Raw genomic sequence first — 21,509 nt, forward strand, 5'->3', positions numbered from 1 at the left:
GCCCGCTGCGGCTTACTGCTCTCCGCTGCCGGATTCTGTAGAATTCTTATGGCCGCCCGTGCTAGACGGGCCGCTGATTTGTTCAGAACGCTGTACATATTTATCATACCGGCTGTCCAATTCGTAAGCGATTTTGCGGTATCGGCGCGTTTCTTCAACTATAGGATCGAGCGTAGTCTGTATCCGGATCTCATACTTGGGCGAAATCTGGCGGATTTCCTTGGCCTGCCGGTCATCCGGCTCCATCTCGCCATCCTCCAGAAGCTCACTCAGTCTGCGCTCCCGATCATCATTGTCACTCATGGCAGTGCCGCCTCCTTACTGCTGCTTGAATCCCGTGGCATCAGCTGCCTGCAGGGAGTTCACCAGATAATCATGTATCCGTCCATTACTCGCCACTACATGGCGTGTACTGATATCGTAGGGATTGCCCTGGGTATCAGTGACTTTCCCGCCGGATTCCAGCACCAGCAGCACGCCTGCCGCACAGTCCCACGGACTCAGGCCCACTTCCCAGTAGCCGTCCACCCGGCCTGCCGCAACATATGCCAGATGCAGCGCTGCCGAGCCGCCGGCGCGAACGCCGCGCACCTGCGGCAGAATCTGCTGCAATCCGGCCATATTGGCAGGCTGGGCGAATACACGGTCCGGCGGGAAGCCCATGGCAATCAGACTGCTTCCAGGCTCCGTCTCCGCTGACACAGCGGTTGGAATCCCGTGCATATACGCACCCTTGCCCTTCTCGGCAACGAACATTTCGTCACGGATCGGATCATAAATGACACCAACTGTCAGCTCCCCCTTAACGACGAGGGCTATTGAGACACAGTAGAAAGGAAAGCCGTGTACGAAATTGGTAGTCCCGTCAATGGGATCAACGATCCACAAATACTCATGCTCCCGCGCTTCATCCAGGGCGGCAGTCAGCGCGTCCGCTCCCGGCTGAACGCCTTCCTCCCCAAGGATGGCATGGTCGGGATAATGGGTCAGGATCAGCCGGCGGATCATTTGCTCCACACCTTTATCGACCTCCGTAACCAGATCCTGGGCGGATGTCTTGCTGCCCAGCTCCTTCACCTGGCCTTGTCTGCTCTTGATCCATTCCCCCGCTTTAGCTGCAGCATTAATTGCCGCCGCCGTATGTCCCTTGCTTGTAACTACATAGGGTTCCCGTTCATTTCGGTTATCAGGACTTACAGGACTCATCTCTTCACTCCGCTTTCTTTGAGCATGATCGTTCTCCCATGGAACGCTGTTACGCGCAGGACGTCAAATTGCTGCTCAACTTTCATTCAACGTACCCTATTTCAGCCCACTTATCAAGTCAATACTGGCACCGTAATAAGGCCTAATCCCCTTGTTTGTTGCCTGTTATGCTTGTATATTCACGCTGGCTCCGTTTAGTACCGTAATTCCGTTCCCGCCCTGTGCAAGCTCCGTCATGGCCTCCATCAGGCCAAACAAGGCTCCGTCCTTAAGCTTCGCTTCGATCATGACATCCACTGCCGGAGTACCTTCGGCGATCCGCTTCAGAAAAGCAAACAGCGGAGCCGGCTCCACGCCGTCGGCATGGCTACGCGGATCGGACGGGCTGCGCGGGCTGGAGACATGAATCTTCGGTGGCAGCACTTCCCCGGGCAGGACATCCTTCAGGGCAAGACTGCTTGTCCATGTCTTCTGGATCTCCGGCCACAGCTCCCAGGGGAGCTCGCCTTCGTTGTTGACCCATTGATGATGGATATCCAGCACCATCGGCAGTCCCAGGCTCCGGCTAACCTCCAGTGTCTCCACCGCATTGAACGTCTTGTCGTCATTCTCCAGCGTCATCCGTTCCCGGAGTGCAAGCGGTAGCGCGGAGCATTGCTCACAGAAACGCGCCGCAGACAGAGGCTTGTCCCCATAAGCACCGCCAATGTGAATATTGCTCTTGGCGGTTGCCGGCAGCCCCATGGCCTCAAGCATATCGGCATGATGCTGCAGATCGCGGATCGAGCTTGCGAGCACCTCGGGGCGCGGAGTACTCAGGACCGTGAAATGGTCCGGATGAAAGCTGACCCGCATGCCGTGCTTCTTCACATAAGTGCCTACCTCAGCGAACTCCTCCGCCAGTGCAGACAGCGGATGCCAATCCGCCAGATCAGGATGGGTCGCCAGCGGAATCAGCTTGGAGGTCAGGCGGTAGACCCTAATATCCGAGCCTGCATTATGCTTCAGCAGGCGGAGTGTATTATGGAGATTGATCCGTGCGATTGATTCCAGCTTACGCAGTCCGGCTTCCCGGTCGCCCAGCTTGTTAAAGCTTGCCATAGTCATTGTCTTAGAGGGTGAGCAGTCCGGGATGACGGTAGACATGGCGACATAGCCGAAGCGGACAATCATCCTTCTTCTCCGAAGAACATTTCGTAGGCAAGAGCCGTCTGTACCCGCGACTCCTCCTCATTCAGCTTGCGTACCAGATCCATCTCCACAGCTGTAACCTCATTGCCCTGGAAGTTAATTTCAGCAATGGAAGCCGAAATTTTGACGATCGCTACAGCAACATTCTCCGGATTGTAGGCGATGACCTTCTGGCCGGTCGGGTATACACGGAAGCCCTGCTTCACCATTTTGGTTCGTCCGTACTCCAGCAGCTCATATAGCTCCTGCTCATTCTTGAATTTGCACACTGAATTGAATTCTGATTGAAACCCCATGCTTCTCTCTCCTTCCCGGCCGGAATGCTCCCGCCGATCACCATATGTTATTCGTTATCGTACTTAAGCCCTTGTCTGAACTGGTACCGCTCCAGCGCCAGCCCGATCATCCGGTCCAGCAGCGCCTGGTAGGATACACCGGTCTCGCGCCACAGCAGAGGATACATGCTGAACGGGGTGAAGCCGGGCATTGTATTCACTTCATTAATGAGAATTTTGCCGTCAGACTTCCGCAGGAAGAAATCGGCCCGGGTAATCCCGCTGCCCTCAATGGCCTTGAAAGCCAGCAGTGCCGATTCGCGCAGGCGGTCTGCCACCTCGGGATCGACAGGTGCCGGGATCAGCATCTGTGATTTACCGTCTGTGTATTTGGCCGCATAATCATAATATTCGCCGGAAGAGACGATTTCACCCGGAACTGAGGCTTCTGGCTCTTCATTGCCAAGTACGGCAACTTCTACCTCACGGGCATCGATGAATTCCTCGATGATGACCTTGGTATCATAACGGAAGGCGTAATCAACAGCCTTGATCAGACTTTCTTTGTCGGCTGCTTTGGAGATGCCTACGCTGGAGCCAAGGTTGGCCGGCTTCACGAATACCGGATACCCCAGCTTATCCTCTACACCAACGATCAGCTCATGGCTTTTGCTTTTCCAGTTCGCAGCATTGAAATAACAATATTCACATTGCTCGAGCCCTGCCTCGCCGAACAGCTTCTTCATGACAACCTTATCCATACCTGCCGATGAAGCCAGCACGCCTGCGCCAATGTACGGAATATTCGCCATTTCGAACAGCCCCTGGATGGTGCCGTCTTCCCCGTTCGTGCCATGCAGCAGCGGGAACATCACATCCACAATGGAATCTCCGCCGCCGAGACCGCTGAACAACGCGTTCAGGGCCATCCCCATATCACCGGAAGCTCCGGACAGCTTAAGCTCTTCAATTCCGCTGAATGGAGCCTCCAGGGCTGCCCCTACCTTCCACACTCCCTGTTTGGAAATATAGAACGGAATAATTTCATATTTATCGTAGTCAAAAGCGTTCATAACCGCATAAGCCGTCTGGAGCGATACCTCATGCTCTCCGGATTTGCCGCCGTACACCAGTCCTACGGTCAATTTAGCGTTCCCCATGCCCTAACCTCTTTCTGAATTATAAGTAGTCATTAATATGAAAAAAACGGTAGGCCGTGCGGTCCGTCCAGGCGTAGGAATCCTTGTAATCCCAGAAGCGGTGGCGGCTGCTGACCGTCCGGGCGTTCACCAGCGGCATGCCTCCCGCATCAAAGGCGGTAACAATCGTGCTGTGCTGGTAATGTCCGTTGCCGTCCCAGTCGTATTGGATCACATCGCCTAACATCAGCTGCTCCGGCCGCTCGACAACTTCAGCGCGCAGACCGCTGCTGCGGCTGCCGCTCAAATAACGCTGCAGACTGTCCGAGACCGCCCAGCTGAAGCTCCACCATTCCTGCGCTCCATTGTAGCCCTTGTACCACCAGCCCGTTTCTCTTTTACCAGTATAGTTGATAGGTGCTCCCCCTGCAAAGAGACATTGGGAGACATAATTGGTGCAGTCCACCTCGAAAATCTCGAACTCCGGATTGCCGTCCTTCCACCAGCGGTCGGCATATGCCGCCGCCTCTTCACGGCGGTAGCGGACCTCCCTTGCGCTGCTCACTCCGCGCAGGACCCTGCGGTTCAGCAGCGGCTGGGACGGCCGTGGTGCAGGCAGCACCTCCCCCCACTGCGACAGCCGCAGGGCAGGCTCAGTCTCCACCACTTTGCGCACTGCATTCCGCTCGGGAACACTGCGCTCCACGTTGATTATCTCCCAGTCTCCACCCTTCCGCACAAAGGTCAGCCGTTCGGACTCAATCACATCCTCGCGGTGCGTCATTCCGCCCTTCTCATAATAGAATGCGCTGTGCAGCGCCACATCGGCGACCACCTCGGCGGGATTCTGCCGCACGGTACGCAGCGTCCTGACGCCTGTTTCCCCTCGCAGCGGAGTGATCCCCCGCCGGCTGTACCACTGCGCAATACGGCGGAAGCGTATTCGCTGTTCGTCCAGGAACCGCGGATCCTTGATTGTGGTCTGGCGCGGTTCAATTCCAGGTGCAACCCGCCCCTTGTTCAGCTGATCCACATAGACATAGAGACTTTTCTTCCACTGCTGCTCCATTCATTCTCCGCCCTTTCGTTCAAATATAAGAATTTATAGGCTCCGGCACTATAAATCATCCTTCTATTTCTCGCTAAAGCTGTGCTGTCCTTTTGAAGGGCGGCCTGCCGTTTCCCTTTGCCATTTTGGCTGCTGTCCTATGTAGTCCTATGTATATGAAGGATTGCCTGCCGCTATACAGGACGGGAACGATTTAACTACAATTGAATCCGGGAGACCATCCGCTCCAGGCATGGCTGGAAATATGAAGAAACGGCTTTGCAGCATGTAGCATATAAATTTCTGAATGAACGGCATTTTCGCTAATTTACCGCAGTTTCAACCTCTTACAAACCTGCCATGAAGAAGGAAAAAAAACTTTACTCCCCTCTTTGCAACCGTTATACTTAGAGTATAGGAATTATGAAATGTAGTTTCACCAGATGAAACGAGGAGGCGCATATATGCCAAGCAAGGACCATTTCTCACTGGCTAAGAACCTGGAATCAGGCGGCAAAACTTATCGCTACTATCATTTGAACTCGCTGGAAGAACAAGGCGCGGGCGACATTTCTTCCCTGCCATTCTCCATTAAGGTATTACTTGAAGCTGCTGTCCGCCAGTATGACGGACGAGCAATTACAGAAGAGCATGTGAAGCAGCTGGCCGGCTGGTCCGGCGGCATTGACCGTAATAAAGAAATCCCTTTCATTCCGGCCCGGATTGTACTGCAGGACTTCACCGGTGTACCGGTAGTCGTTGATCTTGCCGCCATGCGCGACACCGTCAAGAAAGCCGGCGGCGACCCTAAGAAGATTAATCCGCTTGTGCCGGTTGACCTGGTTATTGACCACTCGGTTATGGTCGATGCCTTCGGAACTGCCGACGCACTGGAATATAATATGAACGTTGAATTCGAGCGTAACGAGGAACGTTACCGCTTCCTGCGCTGGGCGCAGACTGCCTTTAACAACTTCCGCGCAGTTCCCCCGGCAACAGGGATTGTGCATCAGGTTAACCTGGAGTATCTGGCTTCTGTAGCTACCACCAAGACCATCGACGGTGAAACGGTTGTATATCCGGACTCCCTGGTCGGAACCGACTCTCATACCACCATGATTAACGGCCTTGGCGTAGTCGGCTGGGGTGTCGGCGGGATTGAAGCGGAAGCAGGCATGCTCGGACAGCCGCTTTATTTCGTGACACCGGATGTCGTTGGCTTCAAGCTGACCGGCAGTCTGATGGAAGGCGCCACTGCTACCGACCTGGCCCTGACCGTTACCCAAATGCTGCGCAAGAAAGGCGTAGTCGGCAAATTTGTTGAATTCTACGGTCCTGGCCTGGCTAATATCAGTCTGGCGGACCGCGCGACCGTAGCCAATATGGCGCCTGAATATGGGGCAACCGTCGGCTTCTTCCCGGTAGATGACGAGACGCTGGCCTATCTGCGCAGCACCGGACGCCCGGATGAGCTGGTTGAGCTGGTAGGCGATTACTACAAAGCACAGGGGATGTTCCGCACCGCAAGTACGCCGGACCCTCAGTTCAGCGATATCATCGAGCTGGATCTTGCCTCTGTAGTGCCCAGCCTGGCTGGACCGAAACGCCCGCAGGACCGGGTCGAGCTGACCCATATGAAGGAGAACTTTGAAGGAATCATCCGCACACCTGTCGACAAGGGCGGCTATGGACTCAGTGATGAGAAGATTGCCGAAGTCGTGGAAGTGCAGCACAAGAACGGCAGCACCAGCAAGCTCAGCACAGGAGCCGTTGTAATTGCCGCCATTACCAGCTGTACGAATACCTCCAACCCAAGCGTTATGCTGGGAGCAGGACTGCTCGCCAAGAAGGCTGTGGAACGCGGACTGACCAAACCCGGTTATGTCAAAAGCAGCCTGACGCCCGGATCGCTGGTCGTTACGGAATATCTGCAAAAGGCCGATCTGCTGAAGCCGCTGGAAGCGCTGGGCTTCTATCTGGCCGGATACGGCTGCGCCACCTGTATCGGCAACTCCGGCCCGCTGCCGGATGAAGTCAGCCAGGCCATTACAGAACATGATATGACCGTTGCCGCTGTTATATCCGGCAACCGTAATTTCGAGGGCCGCGTACATGCCCAGGTCAAAGCCAACTATCTGGCTTCACCGCCGCTTGTGGTAGCCTATGCGCTCGCTGGTACCGTTAATATTGACCTGAAGACGGAGCCGCTGGGTTACGATCCGCAGGGCGAGCCTGTCTTCCTGGCCGATATCTGGCCTACTACTGCAGAGATCCGCGAAGCTATAGGACTCTCGCTCAGTCCGGAAATGTTCCGCAGCAAATATGAGAATGTCTTCACGGCTAATGAGCGCTGGAATTCCATTCCGGTACCGGAAGGCGAATTGTATGAATGGGATGATAATTCCACTTACATCCAGAATCCGCCATTCTTCGAGCATCTGGCAGACGGTATCGGCGACATCAAGGATATCCGCAGCTCACGTGTTCTGGCGCTGCTGGCCGATTCCGTCACCACCGACCATATCTCACCAGCCGGGAATATCTCCACCTCCGGTCCGGCCGGAGAATATCTGCGTAATCATGGCGTAGAACGTGCGGACTTCAACTCCTATGGCTCGCGCCGCGGGAACCATGAAGTGATGATGCGCGGTACCTTCGCCAACATCCGGATCCGCAACGCCGTTGCTCCGGGAACAGAAGGCGGGGTAACCACCTTCCTGCCGAGCGACGAGGTGATGTCGATCTATGACGCATCCATGCTGTACCAGTCGGCCGGCCAGAACCTGATCGTCATTGCCGGCAAGGAATACGGTACCGGAAGCTCGCGTGACTGGGCCGCCAAGGGCACGCTGCTGCTGGGAGTCAAAGCCGTCATCGCCGAGAGCTTCGAGCGGATTCACCGCAGCAATCTCGTCGGCATGGGCGTACTGCCGCTGCAGTTCCAGGAAGGCCATGGCTGGAGCAGTATGGGCCTGACCGGACGTGAGACCTTCGACATTACCGGTCTCGACAACTATGTACTACCCGGTCAGGAGCTGACCGTCACCGCCACCCGCGAAGACGGAACCCAGTTCGACTTCCCGGTCATTGCCCGGCTCGACAGCACCGTTGACATCGACTACTACCGCAACGGCGGTATCCTGCAGACGGTGCTCCGCCAGATGCTGGCTGATGCCACAGCTTCGGAAACGGCTCTGCCGGTAGAATAACTTTGTATACACAAGCTTAAATATTACAAAAGCTGCGCTGGTATCAGATATTGATCTGACACCGGCGCAGCTTTTTATATGCAGATTTGCAGATAGCTTCCTTATTTCAATAATGGATTATTTCACGGACAGCAGGCTTGTTGTGATGAAATCCAGCTGTGCCTCCAGGGACACCGGATCATTATACGTGTCTGCATCCGGGTTAAGCTGGAATACGTTGCCGGCTTTGACCGCAGGCAGGCCTGCCCAAAGCGGATTGTCATATACAATCTTAGGATCTGTAGTATCCCCTGACCATGGACAAGTGAAGATAATATCACCGGCAAAGTCCGGAAGCTTCTCCAGAGAGATGGAGGCCCAGCCCGTGCCGCTGTCGATTGCCTCTTTCTGGGCCTCTGCCGGAGCCTTCAAGCCGAATTCTCCATACAGAATTTCGCCGCCCCGTCCATAGTTATGACCGAATACAAACAATCCCTTGGCGTATGGATTCAGGATGGATACGGTTCTGTCACCCACGGCAGCTTGTACCTGCGGCTTCAGTTCAGCAATCTTCGCTTCCCACTGATCTACCCAGGCTTTGGCTTCATCATTCTTGTTCGTTAGCTTACCGAAGTCCATCATCTGGTCCTTATAGTTCTTGGAGCCGTATTGAATCTGCACCACCGGAGCGATCTCCTTCAGCTTGTCGATGCCTTCCGTGCCGGTGTATACAATAATCAGATCAGGATCTAAGGCAAGGATGTTCTCCGGTGTTACATCATTGCTGAGCGACTCCACGCCATCGAGCATTCCGGCAAGATATGGATTGCCCATTGCCCCCTCCATGGCTCCTACCGGCTTAACGCCTAATGCCAGGAAATAACCCGTGTAGAAAGCGGTGGTATCAACGATTCTCTGCGGATTCTTGGGTACTTGAATTTCTCCTACACCGTCTTGGAAAGTGACCATTTCTACATCAGCGGTTGAATCCGCACTGCCGGCTGTTGCAGCAGGAGCCGTCGTAGAAGAGGCCGCAGGAGAAGCAGCGGAGCCATCAGCTGCCGCAGCGGAATTGTTTGCAGAGTTATTAGCAGACTGGCCGCAAGCTGCCAGCAGCAGAGCCAGAGCCAAGGTGAAAACGATAAGCACCAGACTTTTATTAGAATGTCGCAAAATAATCCCCCTATGTATATGATATTGATAATCATTATCAATTAAAATATAACACAGCTCTTTCTCTCTGACAACTTCATTTTATTAAATTTTAAAATTGTGCACCGGCCTTCCTGCTGCACTAGAGTAAAGGGCTGAACAAATTCAGCCCCTCCTCATCAAACCGTACGTGAGGTTTTCCCTCATACGGCTTTCCGATGTTCGTCATTCATGGGCATACAGTTTACAATAGCGTCTTAAGTCCATACATGTTGGCAATATACTTAACCTCAGGTAATGAACTCATCCATCTCCCACGTTGTCTTTTCTTCGCGTACCACCGGGTTAATCGCTGCAGAATATACCAGTCCAGTTTCGCTAATCTCTTTTGGCTGTAGTTCGTGTAGTAATAATTTCTCCACCCCTGAATCTTTGGATTGAGCCATTTCACATGTTCCGCGAATGATTTTGCACGCATACCGGGTGGTGCTAGTCTTTCTTTGACCACACCTCGAATGCGTTCCTCTGCCTTCTTCGTTAGCCACTGTTGCGTGGTATAGTACGCCTTCCCTTGAGAAGTTTCTGCTTTGGTTTTCCGGTGGTGCATCCCTAAGAAGTCGAATCCTTCGTCTCCTGTCCATAAGCCTACAATGCGGGTTTTGGTCGGGTGTAGCGTGAGTTCCAGACGTTCCATGATTCTGCGTATAAGTTCATACGCATGTTCCGCGTCCTTTTTGGATTTACAGACCACCACAAAATCGTCTGCATACCTTGTCAGTTCTCCCACTCCACTTCCGTGTTTCTCCCACAACCAGTCAAAGTAGTTCAGATAGATATTCGCCAGAAGCGGTGAAATCACTCCACCTTGCGGTGTTCCTAAATCGGAACGCCTTACGTTTCCTTCTTCCATAACCCCCGCCCCCAGCCACTTCCGTATTAATTTCAAGATCCTCCTGTCATTGATACGCATTTGTACCAATTTCATGAGTTTCTCTTGATTAATATTGTCGAAATAGCCTTGGATATCGACGTCGACTACCCAATTTCCTTTGCGATTGCAGGCTTTCCGGATTCGATCTAGCGCTCCTTTCGCACTTCGCTTCGGGCGAAATCCGAAGGATACATCTTTGAAGTCTGCTTCGAAGATAGGTTCAATGACCAGTTTCGTTGCCATCTGCACTACTCGGTCGCGCACGGTAGGTATGCCCAGCGGTCTTGACTTCCCGTCTTTCTTCGGGATATAGTGCCGCCGTACGGGCTGCGGATGGTAATTGCCTTCTTTCAGTTCTCGCTCGCATTCCTTGAGGAAACTTACTTCTCCTTGTTCCTCAATATCTGCGAGCGTCACGGCATCTACTCCCGCAGCTCCCTTGTTCGCTTTCACTCGTTTCCAGGCTTCGCATAGCACATCCCAGCGGTAGACTTTGTCATACAAGGCATGGAATTTACGCTTGTTGTTCTCCTTGGCCGCATGACCTAGCTTTTCTTGGAGTTCTTGAACTTTTTCCTTGGGTGTCGTTAGCCGTTTGGCATTCACTCACTCGTACCTCCTCCAAAAGCGTAAACAAAGCAGGGCTCCTTTCCTCCCTAAGGTTATGTTGTCCTTAGGTTCCTTGGTACTATGAGCCCCTCGGACTCCCTTCCCACAGACGGTTCATTTCGTCTTCTGGACTTATAGAGCGTCTCTTTACGGGTTCCTAAAAAAAAAAATCCGTGTGGGGGAGGGTCTCCCCAGTTCACTGCATTATCTTTCCTACCATGTCGATCCCCTTACGCTGGAGGATTCTTCGCTGTTGCTCCAAGTTTTTGACAGCTTCCTTGGCCTTCGCCCAGTTACACGAGGCTCGGCTTCCTCTTTTCCCTCTTGCGAGGCCTTTTTGACAACGCGGCAGGATTCACTTGATGTTACGGCCTGGTAGTTTGCTTGCCCTATCTCGGACAGGTACTTTTGTCGATGCGCTTTTACACACAGATTTCGCCATGTGCAAGCATCCTAGCTACAAAGGTGGCTTGGCCCCTCCTTTGGTTGGACTTTCACCAACTAGATAATGCGTGCCTCTGGGCACGCTATAAACGCAAAAAATCCCCTTTCAGACGAAAGGGGATGGATATCCATATGGAGCAAAGCAGTTAAACCCGGCGTATGATCAGATCTCGATGCGCTCAGAGTCAAGTATTCTTTTATAGACCAGAGCAATGATCTGTGAACGGTCCGTTACATTCATTTTGGTGAAAATACGGCTTAGATGATTCTTAACGGTATGCTCGCTGATAAACAAGGCACCGGCAATTTCCTTATTCGTCTTGCCCAGAATGATCAATTCAAGCACTTCTTCTTCACGGGGCGAGATTCCCCATTCTTCCTTAGGGGTCTTCAGTGCAGCGCTGTTCAGCAGCTTGACCGCCGAAACCGTTCTCCTCATTGGCTGCGCATCCGAGCGGCTGCGCAGAAACGATTGAAGGGCTGATTGCGGCTCACTGTCAATCCCCCCGGCAATATAATCATCCATACTGTAGCGGGAAGGGTCCAGCCATTCCAGCTCCGGTTCCGCAAGCTGATCCCTATCCGCATGTTTGCCGGTATGATGAAGCACAAGTGCCAGCAGCTGTGCGGGCAGGGAAACCGACGGCTTATCCATCTCGAAATAGAAGGATGCCAATTGATCCACCTGCTTCAGCAGAGCTAACTCTTCCTGATAAAAGCCGTATCCCTGCAGAAAATCAAGTTTGAACGGAGCCAGCAGACAGGCATTTCTCAACCGTTCCGCTTCCCGTTCCGGCAGACCAGTGTAGCGGGCAAGCTCATGCGCCATTGAAGAGGCTTCCAGCGACAAGCGCTGCAGCTCAGGATTGGTGCTCCCCAGATAATCCCGGGTATGCTGGAGGAACACCCCCGCCTGCTTATTAAGCCTGTTATCCTTCTCGATGAGCCGGATGGACGTGCTGGCCAGACTGGCCAGGCAGCTGGCGAATGTCAGCCATTCCTCTGCTTCACTGCGGCGTCTGAAGCCTACTGCCAGAATTCCTTTGAATACCTTCTCGGCAATCAGCGGACATTCCAGCAGCACCTGCTCCTCGGCATCCTCGTTGATAATAGCGGAGGAGAGAAAGGCTTGCGGCGAATAACGGTCCTCGATCTCCTGGACATACTGGGCAGCCGCCTCCGGGCTCCAGCCCTTGGCATGATGGCTGCCTCCCGCTGCCTCCTCAAAGTACACGAGTACAGATGAAGGATAGAACGGCATCCCCATAATGATATCGAGCAGTTGAATGCCCAGCTCCTGCGATGATGTGGTCTGCGGCAGCAGGCACGCGGCCTCTTTAAGCCTCAGTGTAGCATCATTACGAAGGGTTTCGCGCTGCCGCAGCTTCTCCCCCCGTGAGGATAGCCCAAGCAGAGAAGCAACCATCTGGTCCTGCTGGGCGTGGTCCTGTAGCTGGCGGATTTCACCAAAGCCCACAGCCAGCAGCAGCGCTTTTTTGCCGCTGTGAATCTGAACCGGATAACATGACAAATACTCCGGCTGCGTAATTCCGCGCTGGGTGAAGAATAACGATCTCGGATCTTTGGCAACGCCCTGCCAGTGCCGGGGCTCCCTGCCGAGAACAGCTTGTCCCAGAAACCCGTCCCCCTGCTGAAACTCGGCATTCATCAACAGATTCGCTTCTTTGCCGGCGGAATATTTCACCTTATACCTGCCTGCCTCTTCCTCTTTGGCAAATGCATATAAATCGGCATCCGAGAACCTTCCTGCCATTTGCTGCAAAACATCCTCAATCTTCAGAAAGTCTGTTTCCAGATTGGAGAGCAGCTGTGAAACCACCATGCCGCTTCTCTGCGCCAGGGGTTTGAGTACACCGCCCGCCAGTAATTTAGACAGTATGTTTCCTAGAACGGCCAGTTTGCCCCTGATTATGCCGATACGCTCCCGGCTAAGCTCTGGCATGGCAAGCAGTTCAGTCCGTAACTCATCATAGTGGGGGTGAATCCTCATTTTGGCCTCAAACGCCTGCAGTACAAGCTCCCGGGTCCCTTCTTCCATGTATAGGCCCGACCACAAATAATAAGTCTGTCCATACTCGGGAACCAGCGGACTGACCACATACTTTAGCCCGGGAACCCATTCTTCCAATACAGCAGGATGCGATAAGGGGCCCAGTCTGAGCAAAGCCGGCTCGAAAGGGCGCTGCGTCTCCTGCAAAGAACTGAACATTTTCTGATAGAATATTCCGTAAAGCGTTGGACGGGTTATAACATTCCCTGCCTGATCCGTAAGCACAATAGCCTGACTCGTGACAGAACCGAACGTATCCTGGAGCTCTTGAATTTCTCCCATCAGTGAATCGGGTATTACAGCTTTCATCCCATCACCTCATGCTCTGGATTACATTTCATATCTTTTAATAATTGTAACTAATATTTTTTAATAATAGTTCATTTTAACTAGATATACAATGGAACTGACAGGCCTGGTTAGCCTCTATTTACTAAAATTACCCCTTAATCACGGCATATAACGGGCGCCGCCGTTTCAGCCCATCATCAGACCCATTTCAGCCGCAGCCTCACCCAGAATCACTGCATAATCCTCCAGCGTCTCCCGTGAAAGCCGGCTGACCGGACCGGAAAGAGAGAGCGCTGCAACCACTCCCCCGGCACGCCCGGTGATAGGCACCGCCACTGCAGCCGCACCCGGCTCGCGTTCCTCGAAGCTGGTGGCATACCCGCAGCGGGTGATTTCCTTGAGCTGCTCCAGATACTGGCTCCGGTCTACAGCCTCCGGCCATGCCGGGTCGGCCAGCAGCCGGACCTGCACTTCCGGCGGCGCGTAAGCGGCCAGCACCTTGCTCGATGCGCCTACAGAGAGGGGCAGCCTTGCACCGATCTGTGCCACCCGGCGGATTGCCTGCCGGCTCTGCACGGCCTGGATGCGCACGCGCTCCAGATTGTCGCGCAAATAGAGGCTGACCGTCTCTCCCAGACGGTCACGCAGCCGTTCCATTGCCGGCAGCAGCAGTACCGCCGGTTCATTCAGGGTCGGCAAATGCGTAGACAGCTCCCAGATGCGAATCCCCAGCCGGTATTTCTCCGTACCCTCATCGCGCTGCAGGAAGCCCTTCTCCTCAAGCGTAGTCAACAGGCGGTGCACCGTACTTTTATGCAGGCCAATCTTGGCGGAAATCTCCGTCAGACTGAGGTCATAATCATTATCCTGAGTGAAGCAGAGCAATATATCCAGCGCACGTTCCACGGCGCGTACAGTCAGTTTCCGGTCTTCCACCCTGTTCTCCCCCTCATGTGTTTCACCTCTTGAAACCCGGTTACATTATTCTTCAGATACATTCTATCTTAGTGCAAAAGTCCGAAAAAAGTCCAGCATATTCACTGTACGGTAAAGACTGGGCCTCAGTTTACAGTTACATTACAAAACCGCTGAATTCATTGACTTTGTAAGGGCATAACCATACGATTAAATATATGAAGTATTTCTGCTAATCCAACTTAAGCCTTATGCTTCCGAAGCAGTTTTGCTGCGAAGTAGTCTCATAGGAAGCGGATGTTCCACAAAACTTTTAGGAGGGGACCTTATGGATCTGGCAACAAGTCACCCCGGCTCGCCGGTCTCCCGTATGCCTAACGAGGATAAGCCTAATTCCATACCAATTATTTCACTGCGGATGATACGCGTTAAGCATATTGTCGTAGCTCTGCTGTTATCTGTGTTCTTCTTCTTTTTATTCTGCTTCATTGCCCTGCACGGCTATATAGCCTGGGTGCTCTCGAATCCTACTGTAGCGCCCCTCTACTCTAACCCTTATCTTGCCAAAGGGCTGGCGTATGAGGAGATCACCTTTCCCGCAAAGGACGGCAGCCGTATTATGCAGGGTTGGTATATTCCTTCAGAGGGAGCCAAGAAGACCATTGTCTTCAGCCATGGCTACGGTGCTAACCGCGAGGAAAGCTGGGTTCCCATGTACGACCTGGCCCATTATGCGCACAGCCTGAAATTCAATGTAGTCATGTTTGATTACGGCTTCGCCTCCAAGGTCAATAAAGATATCGCTACCGGCGGCAAAAAGGAATCCCAGCAGCTCCTTGGGGCGATCGAATATGCCAAGGACAAGGGTGCAAACGAAATCGTAGTCTGGGGCTTCTCCATGGGTGCTGGTACCGCGCTGCAGGCGGGTCTCGTAACCAAAGACGTGGATGCGATGATTCTGGACAGCACCTTCCTGCTGGAGCCGGATACACTCTATCACAATATCAAGCAGAATATAGATCTTCCCCGCCAGCCTTCACTGGAGATTATGGAGCTGTTGTTCCCGGTACTGAACGGTACAGGGCTGAATCAGATTCCCTATTCCAAGGTGAAATCCGAGGACTATCCGTTCCCGGTACTCTTCATGCACGGTACTATGGACGAGAAGGCCCCGTATCCGATTGCCGAAGAACTGGCCGCGAACCAGACCAACCCGTACTCCGACTCGTGGATTGTGGAGGACAGTCATCATGAGCTGCTGTTCCGCGAGCATCCGCGCGAGTACCTGCGCCGTGTCTCAGCATTTCTCGGCAATGTCCAGCTGGCCCGCATCAGCGGGGACAACGGAAGTCAGGCCAGCAAGTAACCACAAGCAGAAACAGCAGCGTTCCTATACCTATATTGGATTAAATAAGCATGCGCAGATGTATTTCCTTATACATTCTGCGCATGCTTTTTTGAGGTTTGCTCACCATAGTGCCTTAGGCCACAACGAATACCATTACATAAGCGGACTCTCCCGGTCATATAATGAAGCGTTGAAAATTCAGGACGGGGGGACTGCATGCTATGCAATATGTATCCGGTGCGCCGCTGCCAGTGCACATTCTAGGGGAAATTGCCTTCTGGAAAAAACAGGAGAAGGAACACGCCGAGGTTCTTATCCAGCTTACTCCAAACCTCGAGGAGCCTTATGTCAAGCTGCTCCAGGAATGGACGGTTGTCTTCCTGGCTACGGAGCAGGCGGCGTGTCACCTGCTCCGTAGCCAACAGGCTCCGGCCTTCGGCGGTCCGGGAAGCCTTGCCGCCGAAACAGAGCTGCTGCTTCATACAGCCTGCAGCCAATCCAGTGAATTCATCCGCCAGCTGAAGGCTATGGGGGAGGCTAGCCAGGCCATGAGCGCCTCCCCTCTGGCAGGGGTCGTAGTGAAGCATTTTATCTGCGAATCGGAGTATTTCCTTGCCGTGCTTTCGGCCCTCACCGCCCCGGAATATGGTGCCGGTGCCGGAATGATGCGGCAGAACCCAATAGAGCAGGATGAACCGGCTGCTGTGCCTGCGGTCTCCCTAAGTGAAGACCCTCCCCAGGAAACGGCGGCCTGGACGGCTCCTCTGTGGGAAGCCCGTGAATTGGGGCCGGTCCCGATCGGCGGTCATACACTGCCCCCGCTCCCTTATGCTTATAATGCGCTGGAGCCGTACATTGACGAGAAGACAATGATTATTCATCACGACAAACACCACCAGAGCTATGTAGACGGACTCAATAAAGCAGAGATTAAATTGGCGGAAGCCCGGAAGAGCAACGATTATGATCTCGTTAAACACTGGGAACGGGAGCTTGCCTTTAACGGGGCGGGCCATTATCTGCACACGATCTTCTGGAACGTCATGTCCCCGCAGGGCGGCGGCCGGCCGTCCGGAGCACTGCTCGATGCCATTATACGGAGCTTCGGAAGCTACGATGCCTTCAAGGCCCAGTTCACTGAAGCGGCCAATAAAGTGGAGGGCGGCGGATGGGCCATTCTGGTCTGGAGCCCGCGCAGCCACAGGCTGGAGATTCTGACTGCTGAGAAGCATCAGAATCTGTCCCAGTGGGATGTTGTCCCGCTGCTGGCGCTGGATGTATGGGAGCATGCCTATTATCTCAAGCATCAGAACAACCGCGCAGATTATATCCAGGACTGGTGGAAAGTCGTGAATTGGCCTTACGTAGCCGAGCGGTACAGTGCCGCCCGCAAGCTGGTCTGGCAGCCTTTTTGAGGTCTTTCCCCAAGTGGAAACGGCTTTGCCGTCCTTTTTAGGACGGTACCGTTTCAGCGAGAAAGATAAGGAACATTTATGCGCGGAGCATATAAATTCTTATCTTTCAAAAAAGCCCGGCGGCCACTCGAAAGTGGCCGCCGGGCTTTGCCTTGCACAAGTCAGGGAATATTAGTCCCGCGTACTATTCTTTGATCAGAGCAAGAAACTCAGCCCGGGCAGCAGCATCCTCACGGAAAGTGCCCCGGGTTGCCATGGTTACTGTCTTGCTGCCGGGCTTCTTCACACCCCGGGCACACATGCACAGATGCTCTCCTTCGACAACCACCATGACACCGTGCGGATTCAGCACCTCGGTCATGATGTCGGCGATCTGGGCAGTAATGCGCTCCTGCACCTGCAGGCGGCGGCTGACCGCTTCCACGAGCCGGGCAAGCTTACTCAGTCCGGCAATCCGCCCGCTGGGGACATAGCCAATATGCACTTTGCCGAAGAAAGGAGCCATGTGATGCTCGCACTGGCTGTAGTAGACAATATCCTTCACAATGACAAGCTCTTCATGAGACTCGTCGAAAGTTACGCCCAGCGCCTCGCGCGGATCAATCGAATAACCGCCAAATATCTCTTCATACATCCGCGTGACTCTAGCCGGTGTTTCCAGCAGGCCTTCGCGGCTGGTATCTTCACCAATCAGTTCTAATATTTTCTCAACATGATATTCGATTTGCTCACGGTTTACAGAAACCTTCCCGTTCATGTACTCCTTGATGCTCCCCATGAAATCTCCCCCTTCCGCACCCGCAGCTGATTCTTATCTATTTCCCTATCCTGATTATTTCTTCTTGCGGGCCTGTCCTTTGGCTGCCGCAGGAGCACGCCCCGGCTGATTGCCGTTCTTCATCATCTGCTGGGCACGCTGCATCTGCTTTCCGTTCAGGTTATATCCCATTTGCTTAGCAACCTTCTGCAGCATTTCAGGATCATTCTGCATCGTTGTCATTTGTCTGCGCAGATAATACACACCGATAAAGAATCCGCCGATCAGACCTACAACAAGCGTAATAATAGGCAATGCAATATTCATCTGTAATCCACCTTTGTACTCTATTGTCTGGCAATGCCCTTGATAAGGCACGCGAATCTATCATAGCATTTCAACAACTGGACAGCAATTGGCAAATCCCGTGATTCAGAAGAGATAAGTGCCGCTTAAGCCGGGCCCTGCCTGCTCCGCTTCCAGCTGCAGAAGGCGGCTCTTGATTCCCAGACCTCCGGCATAACCGACAAGTGCGCCTCCGGCACCTATAATCCGGTGGCAGGGTACAATGACCGGAACCGGGTTGCGGTTATTGGCCCCGCCCACAGCACGTACAGCCTGCGGATTGCCGATCATGACCGCAATATCCTTATAAGAGGCGGACTCCCCGTAAGGCACGCTGAGGAGAGCTTCCCATACCTGGCGCTGAAAATCCGTTCCGCGCATATCCAGCGGCACACTGAAGCTCTGCAGCTCCCCTGAGAAATACGCTGCAAGCTGCCGCTCCGTCTCGGACAAGCTCCCGGCATCCGCATAAATCTGTGCTGCGGGACCCAGCTGCGTCTTCACCCAGCCTGCAATAGTGTCCGAGTTCGCATCATAGGTGCCGAACTTGATCATGCATAGTCCGGAAGCTGTCGCGCATAGCGTCAACGGGCCAATGATTGAATCGATCTCCTTATAATAGAGCGAAGCTTCCGCCCCTTCGCTGCTCTCTAGACGGTGATTCATTCTCCTTCCGCCTCCTTCTGCCCCAGCAGCTTGTCCTGTGCCCGGCTTAGCATTCCGCGCACCGTAACGTCCTCTTCCTTCTGCAGTGCCTGTTCCACGGCTGTGAGGGCTTCACTGCCGCCGATGCGGCTTAGGGCCCAGGCGGCAGTCCCGCGCATCTCCGGCCGCGGCTCCTGCAGCAGAATATCGGTCAGCTTCGGTACGGCAGAAGCTTCCTTGAAATTGCCAAGCGCGATAACCGCATTGCGCTGGATAGGCTTTTTGCCCCGCCATGCAGCTGAGCTGCTGCCGAATTTCTCCTTGAACTCACGGTTGCTGAGATCCAGGATCGGCATCAGCAGCGGCTTCACGATCTCCGGATCAGGCAGCAGCTGCGGGCGGTGATTCCAGTTCTTGCCGCGGTTATGCGGACAGACAATCTGGCAGGTATCGCAGCCGTACAGCCGGTTCCCGATCTTGGTCATGTAGTCCTCACTGAGGAACCCCTTGGTCTGTGTCAGGTAGGAAATGCAAGCCTGGGCGTTGAGTTGTCCCGGACCGACCAGTGCGCCGGTAGGGCAGGCATCGATGCATTTCGTACAGTCCCCGCAGCCTTCCTGCACCGGCTGATCCGGAGGCAGCGGTATATTCGTCACCATTTCCCCAAGATAGATCCACGATCCCCATTTGGGGGAGATAATGGCGCAGTTTTTGCCGCTGAACCCGATGCCCGCCCGCTCTGCAACCGCCCGGTCAACAAGAGCGCCCGTATCCACCGTACTCTCCAGTACGGCATCCGGAACACGCTCGCGGATGAAGTCCTCCAGCTTCGCCAGCGCTTCACGGAGTACATGATGATAGTCCTGCCCCCACGATGCCCTGGCCAGTATACCTCTGCGTGCTCCGGGCTCGGACTTGGGCGGGTCCTCCATTTTGGAGGGATAGGCTACAGCGATTGCAATAATAGAGAGCGGCTGCTCTCCCGACTGCAGCGCCGGAACCGTCCGCTTGTCCAGATCCGGCTCCTCGAAGCCCGAGTCGTACCCGTTGTCCCTATGTTCCTGAAGAATATTTTTTAAATATAAAAACGGCTCTGCGGTGGTGAACCCGATATCGTCAATACCGAGCGCCGGCGCAGCAGCCTTGATTGCAGCCTTGAGATCCTCCCACTTGGAAGGCGGCGGAGCATAAGGTGACTGGAAGTTAGAATTCATTTCCGCCTCTCCTTTATTATTATGTCTATACAAATCCCTTACAGGACTCTCATCTTAGCTACAGGCCACCAGATCAGGGATGCCTTCCCCACGATACTCTCCTGTGCAACGGCGCCGAAATAACGGCTGTCCTTGCTGGCCCCGGCATGGCGGTTATCCCCCATTACAAAGTAGGTGCCGTCCTCCACAGTCAGCTGACTGAAATCCGGATCTTGAATGGCCGTATCAATATAAGGCTCATCCACTACTTTACCATTAACATATAGCTGCTGGTCCTGAACTTCCACGATATCACCGGGGATACCAATAATCCGCTTAACCAGGTACTCCTTACGGTCCGGCCCTGTACTGGGGTCATGCAGAACTACAATATCGCCCCGGCCCGGATTCCCGAAGCTCAGTGCAATCTTATTAATAATCAGCTTCTCCCCTTCATAGAGGGTCGGCTGCATGGATTGGCCAATCACAGTAGACACATTGAACACAAAAATATTAAGCAGTGACATTATCGCGAATACAATCCCCGCAGTGATGATCCACTCCCGCATATCCTTAAGCCAAATTCTTCTCGATTCGCGCTTGGTTTTGTTATGGGTAACGGATCTGTATCGTTGTTTGCGGCTCCGCATGAATTCTTCTTCAAGCTCACGGTTCATAGGCCACCTACTTGCTTCGATTGGGTTTATAAGTCCATAACAATAGAAAAGCATATCTTCCGCCCATTTGCAATGCAATGGACACTGGGAAGATATGCTTTAGTATAATGAAACAGACTATGCAGGTGTGACCTTATTCTAAAAGTACAGGCTGCACTAGTTCTCTACTCTACCAATTGTTTCCGCTTACAGCACCGTTTCAAAAAATAATTACCCGACAATGCTCAGCTTGCGTACAGATTTGAAGATCTGGTCCTCACCATAACCCATGGCCTCATACAGCGGCAGTGCGAAGGAATTGTGCTCATCAACGGCTACATAAATACCGCTGACCTTGCGTGCCTGGAATCTGTGTTCCATCGCCGATACGAGACTCTTGCCGACTCCTCTGCGGCGGTATTCAGGATGGACGGCAATGCGGAAATAACAGCCGTGGTTCTTCTCAATCGTACCAATCAGTGCGCCGATGATTTCTCCTTCATCCTCTGCAACTACAATGAGATCTGAATCCCATGAAAGCTGCCTGGAGAAGGGCTCGATCGTGCTCTCGAAACATTCTTCCGATAATGCGGTCTGCAGCAATTCAGTCACTGGAGTAACGTCGCTTAATTGAAAGGAACGAACGTGCATACTTAAAAGTCTCCCTTTTCTATGGCTTAGAATTTTACA

Annotated in this window: 17 protein-coding genes and 1 pseudogene; 3 read left to right on the plus strand and 15 right to left on the minus strand. The window is 53.4% G+C overall.

Translation table 11 applies throughout. The features are described 5' to 3' along the window. Positions 1-12 precede the first annotated feature (12 nt). The 6 genes from MHI42_RS17310 to MHI42_RS17335 all read right to left on the minus strand — a co-directional run bounded on the left by MHI42_RS17310 (position 13) and on the right by MHI42_RS17335 (position 4,880). The gene (locus MHI42_RS17310; RefSeq protein WP_342424582.1) at positions 13-303 is read right to left on the minus strand and encodes a hypothetical protein; all 291 of its coding nucleotides are present in this window, start codon (positions 301-303) and stop codon (positions 13-15) included. A 15-nt stretch (positions 304-318) separates the two neighbouring features. Next, entirely contained in the window at positions 319-1,206 is an 888-nt protein-coding gene (locus MHI42_RS17315) for an inositol monophosphatase family protein (RefSeq protein ID WP_171719939.1), read from the minus strand. A gap of 165 nt (positions 1,207-1,371) precedes the next feature. Further along, the gene (gene uvsE, locus MHI42_RS17320) at positions 1,372-2,379 is read right to left on the minus strand and encodes a UV DNA damage repair endonuclease UvsE (protein ID WP_342424583.1); all 1,008 of its coding nucleotides are present in this window, start codon (positions 2,377-2,379) and stop codon (positions 1,372-1,374) included. After that, entirely contained in the window at positions 2,376-2,693 is a 318-nt protein-coding gene (locus MHI42_RS17325) for a hypothetical protein (protein ID WP_039308646.1), read from the minus strand. The genes uvsE and MHI42_RS17325 overlap by 4 nt, the downstream gene beginning before the upstream one ends. A 47-nt stretch (positions 2,694-2,740) precedes the next feature. Beyond that, positions 2,741-3,832: a D-alanine--D-alanine ligase gene (locus MHI42_RS17330; protein ID WP_171719941.1), complete on the minus strand. Its 1,092-nt coding sequence runs from the start codon at positions 3,830-3,832 to the stop codon at positions 2,741-2,743. A gap of 19 nt (positions 3,833-3,851) precedes the next feature. Then, positions 3,852-4,880: an amidase domain-containing protein gene (locus MHI42_RS17335; protein ID WP_171719942.1), complete on the minus strand. Its 1,029-nt coding sequence runs from the start codon at positions 4,878-4,880 to the stop codon at positions 3,852-3,854. A 443-nt stretch (positions 4,881-5,323) separates the two neighbouring features. Between MHI42_RS17335 and acnA the strand changes: the two genes are divergently transcribed. Next, positions 5,324-8,068 (plus strand): aconitate hydratase AcnA, encoded by a 2,745-nt coding sequence (acnA, locus tag MHI42_RS17340; protein ID WP_171719943.1) that lies wholly within the window; start codon positions 5,324-5,326, stop codon positions 8,066-8,068. A 117-nt stretch (positions 8,069-8,185) separates the two neighbouring features. Here the strand turns inward: acnA and MHI42_RS17345 are convergent, their stop codons facing one another. From MHI42_RS17345 to MHI42_RS17360, 4 genes are all read right to left on the minus strand, one after another. Further along, positions 8,186-9,220 (minus strand): ABC transporter substrate-binding protein, encoded by a 1,035-nt coding sequence (locus tag MHI42_RS17345; RefSeq protein ID WP_342424584.1) that lies wholly within the window; start codon positions 9,218-9,220, stop codon positions 8,186-8,188. Positions 9,221-9,443: 223 nt separating this feature from the next. Further along, positions 9,444-10,736 (minus strand): group II intron reverse transcriptase/maturase, encoded by a 1,293-nt coding sequence (gene ltrA, locus MHI42_RS17350; RefSeq protein ID WP_342424585.1) that lies wholly within the window; start codon positions 10,734-10,736, stop codon positions 9,444-9,446. 610 nt (positions 10,737-11,346) lie between these two features. Next, positions 11,347-13,563: a LuxR family transcriptional regulator gene (locus MHI42_RS17355; protein ID WP_281365763.1), complete on the minus strand. Its 2,217-nt coding sequence runs from the start codon at positions 13,561-13,563 to the stop codon at positions 11,347-11,349. Positions 13,564-13,731: 168 nt separating this feature from the next. Next, positions 13,732-14,481: an IclR family transcriptional regulator gene (locus MHI42_RS17360; RefSeq protein ID WP_042133334.1), complete on the minus strand. Its 750-nt coding sequence runs from the start codon at positions 14,479-14,481 to the stop codon at positions 13,732-13,734. A gap of 349 nt (positions 14,482-14,830) precedes the next feature. Between MHI42_RS17360 and MHI42_RS17365 the strand changes: the two genes are divergently transcribed. Together MHI42_RS17365 and MHI42_RS17370 are read left to right on the plus strand one after the other, a co-directional pair. Then, positions 14,831-15,826: an alpha/beta hydrolase gene (locus MHI42_RS17365; protein ID WP_042140714.1), complete on the plus strand. Its 996-nt coding sequence runs from the start codon at positions 14,831-14,833 to the stop codon at positions 15,824-15,826. Between the two features lie 203 nt (positions 15,827-16,029). Continuing rightward, entirely contained in the window at positions 16,030-17,223 is a 1,194-nt protein-coding gene (locus MHI42_RS17370) for a Fe-Mn family superoxide dismutase (RefSeq protein ID WP_342424586.1), read from the plus strand. Positions 17,224-17,407: 184 nt separating this feature from the next. On the opposite strand, the gene folE is transcribed toward MHI42_RS17370, so the two are convergent. From folE to MHI42_RS17395, 5 genes and pseudogenes are all read right to left on the minus strand, one after another. Beyond that, positions 17,408-18,001 (minus strand): GTP cyclohydrolase I FolE, encoded by a 594-nt coding sequence (folE, locus tag MHI42_RS17375; RefSeq protein WP_039308661.1) that lies wholly within the window; start codon positions 17,999-18,001, stop codon positions 17,408-17,410. A gap of 54 nt (positions 18,002-18,055) precedes the next feature. Then, complete coding sequence (locus MHI42_RS17380) at positions 18,056-18,307, minus strand: YneF family protein (protein ID WP_042133331.1); 252 nt, start codon at positions 18,305-18,307, stop codon at positions 18,056-18,058. A gap of 105 nt (positions 18,308-18,412) precedes the next feature. After that, positions 18,413-20,184: pseudogene (gene queG / locus MHI42_RS17385) on the minus strand (tRNA epoxyqueuosine(34) reductase QueG). Between the two features lie 38 nt (positions 20,185-20,222). Further along, complete coding sequence (lepB, locus tag MHI42_RS17390) at positions 20,223-20,840, minus strand: signal peptidase I (protein WP_342424587.1); 618 nt, start codon at positions 20,838-20,840, stop codon at positions 20,223-20,225. 210 nt (positions 20,841-21,050) lie between these two features. Then, complete coding sequence (locus tag MHI42_RS17395) at positions 21,051-21,470, minus strand: GNAT family N-acetyltransferase (protein WP_039308670.1); 420 nt, start codon at positions 21,468-21,470, stop codon at positions 21,051-21,053. Positions 21,471-21,509 lie beyond the last annotated feature (39 nt).

The organism is Paenibacillus sp. FSL E2-0178 (assembly GCF_038593005.1).
Classification (GTDB): domain Bacteria; phylum Bacillota; class Bacilli; order Paenibacillales; family Paenibacillaceae; genus Paenibacillus_AQ; species Paenibacillus_AQ phytohabitans.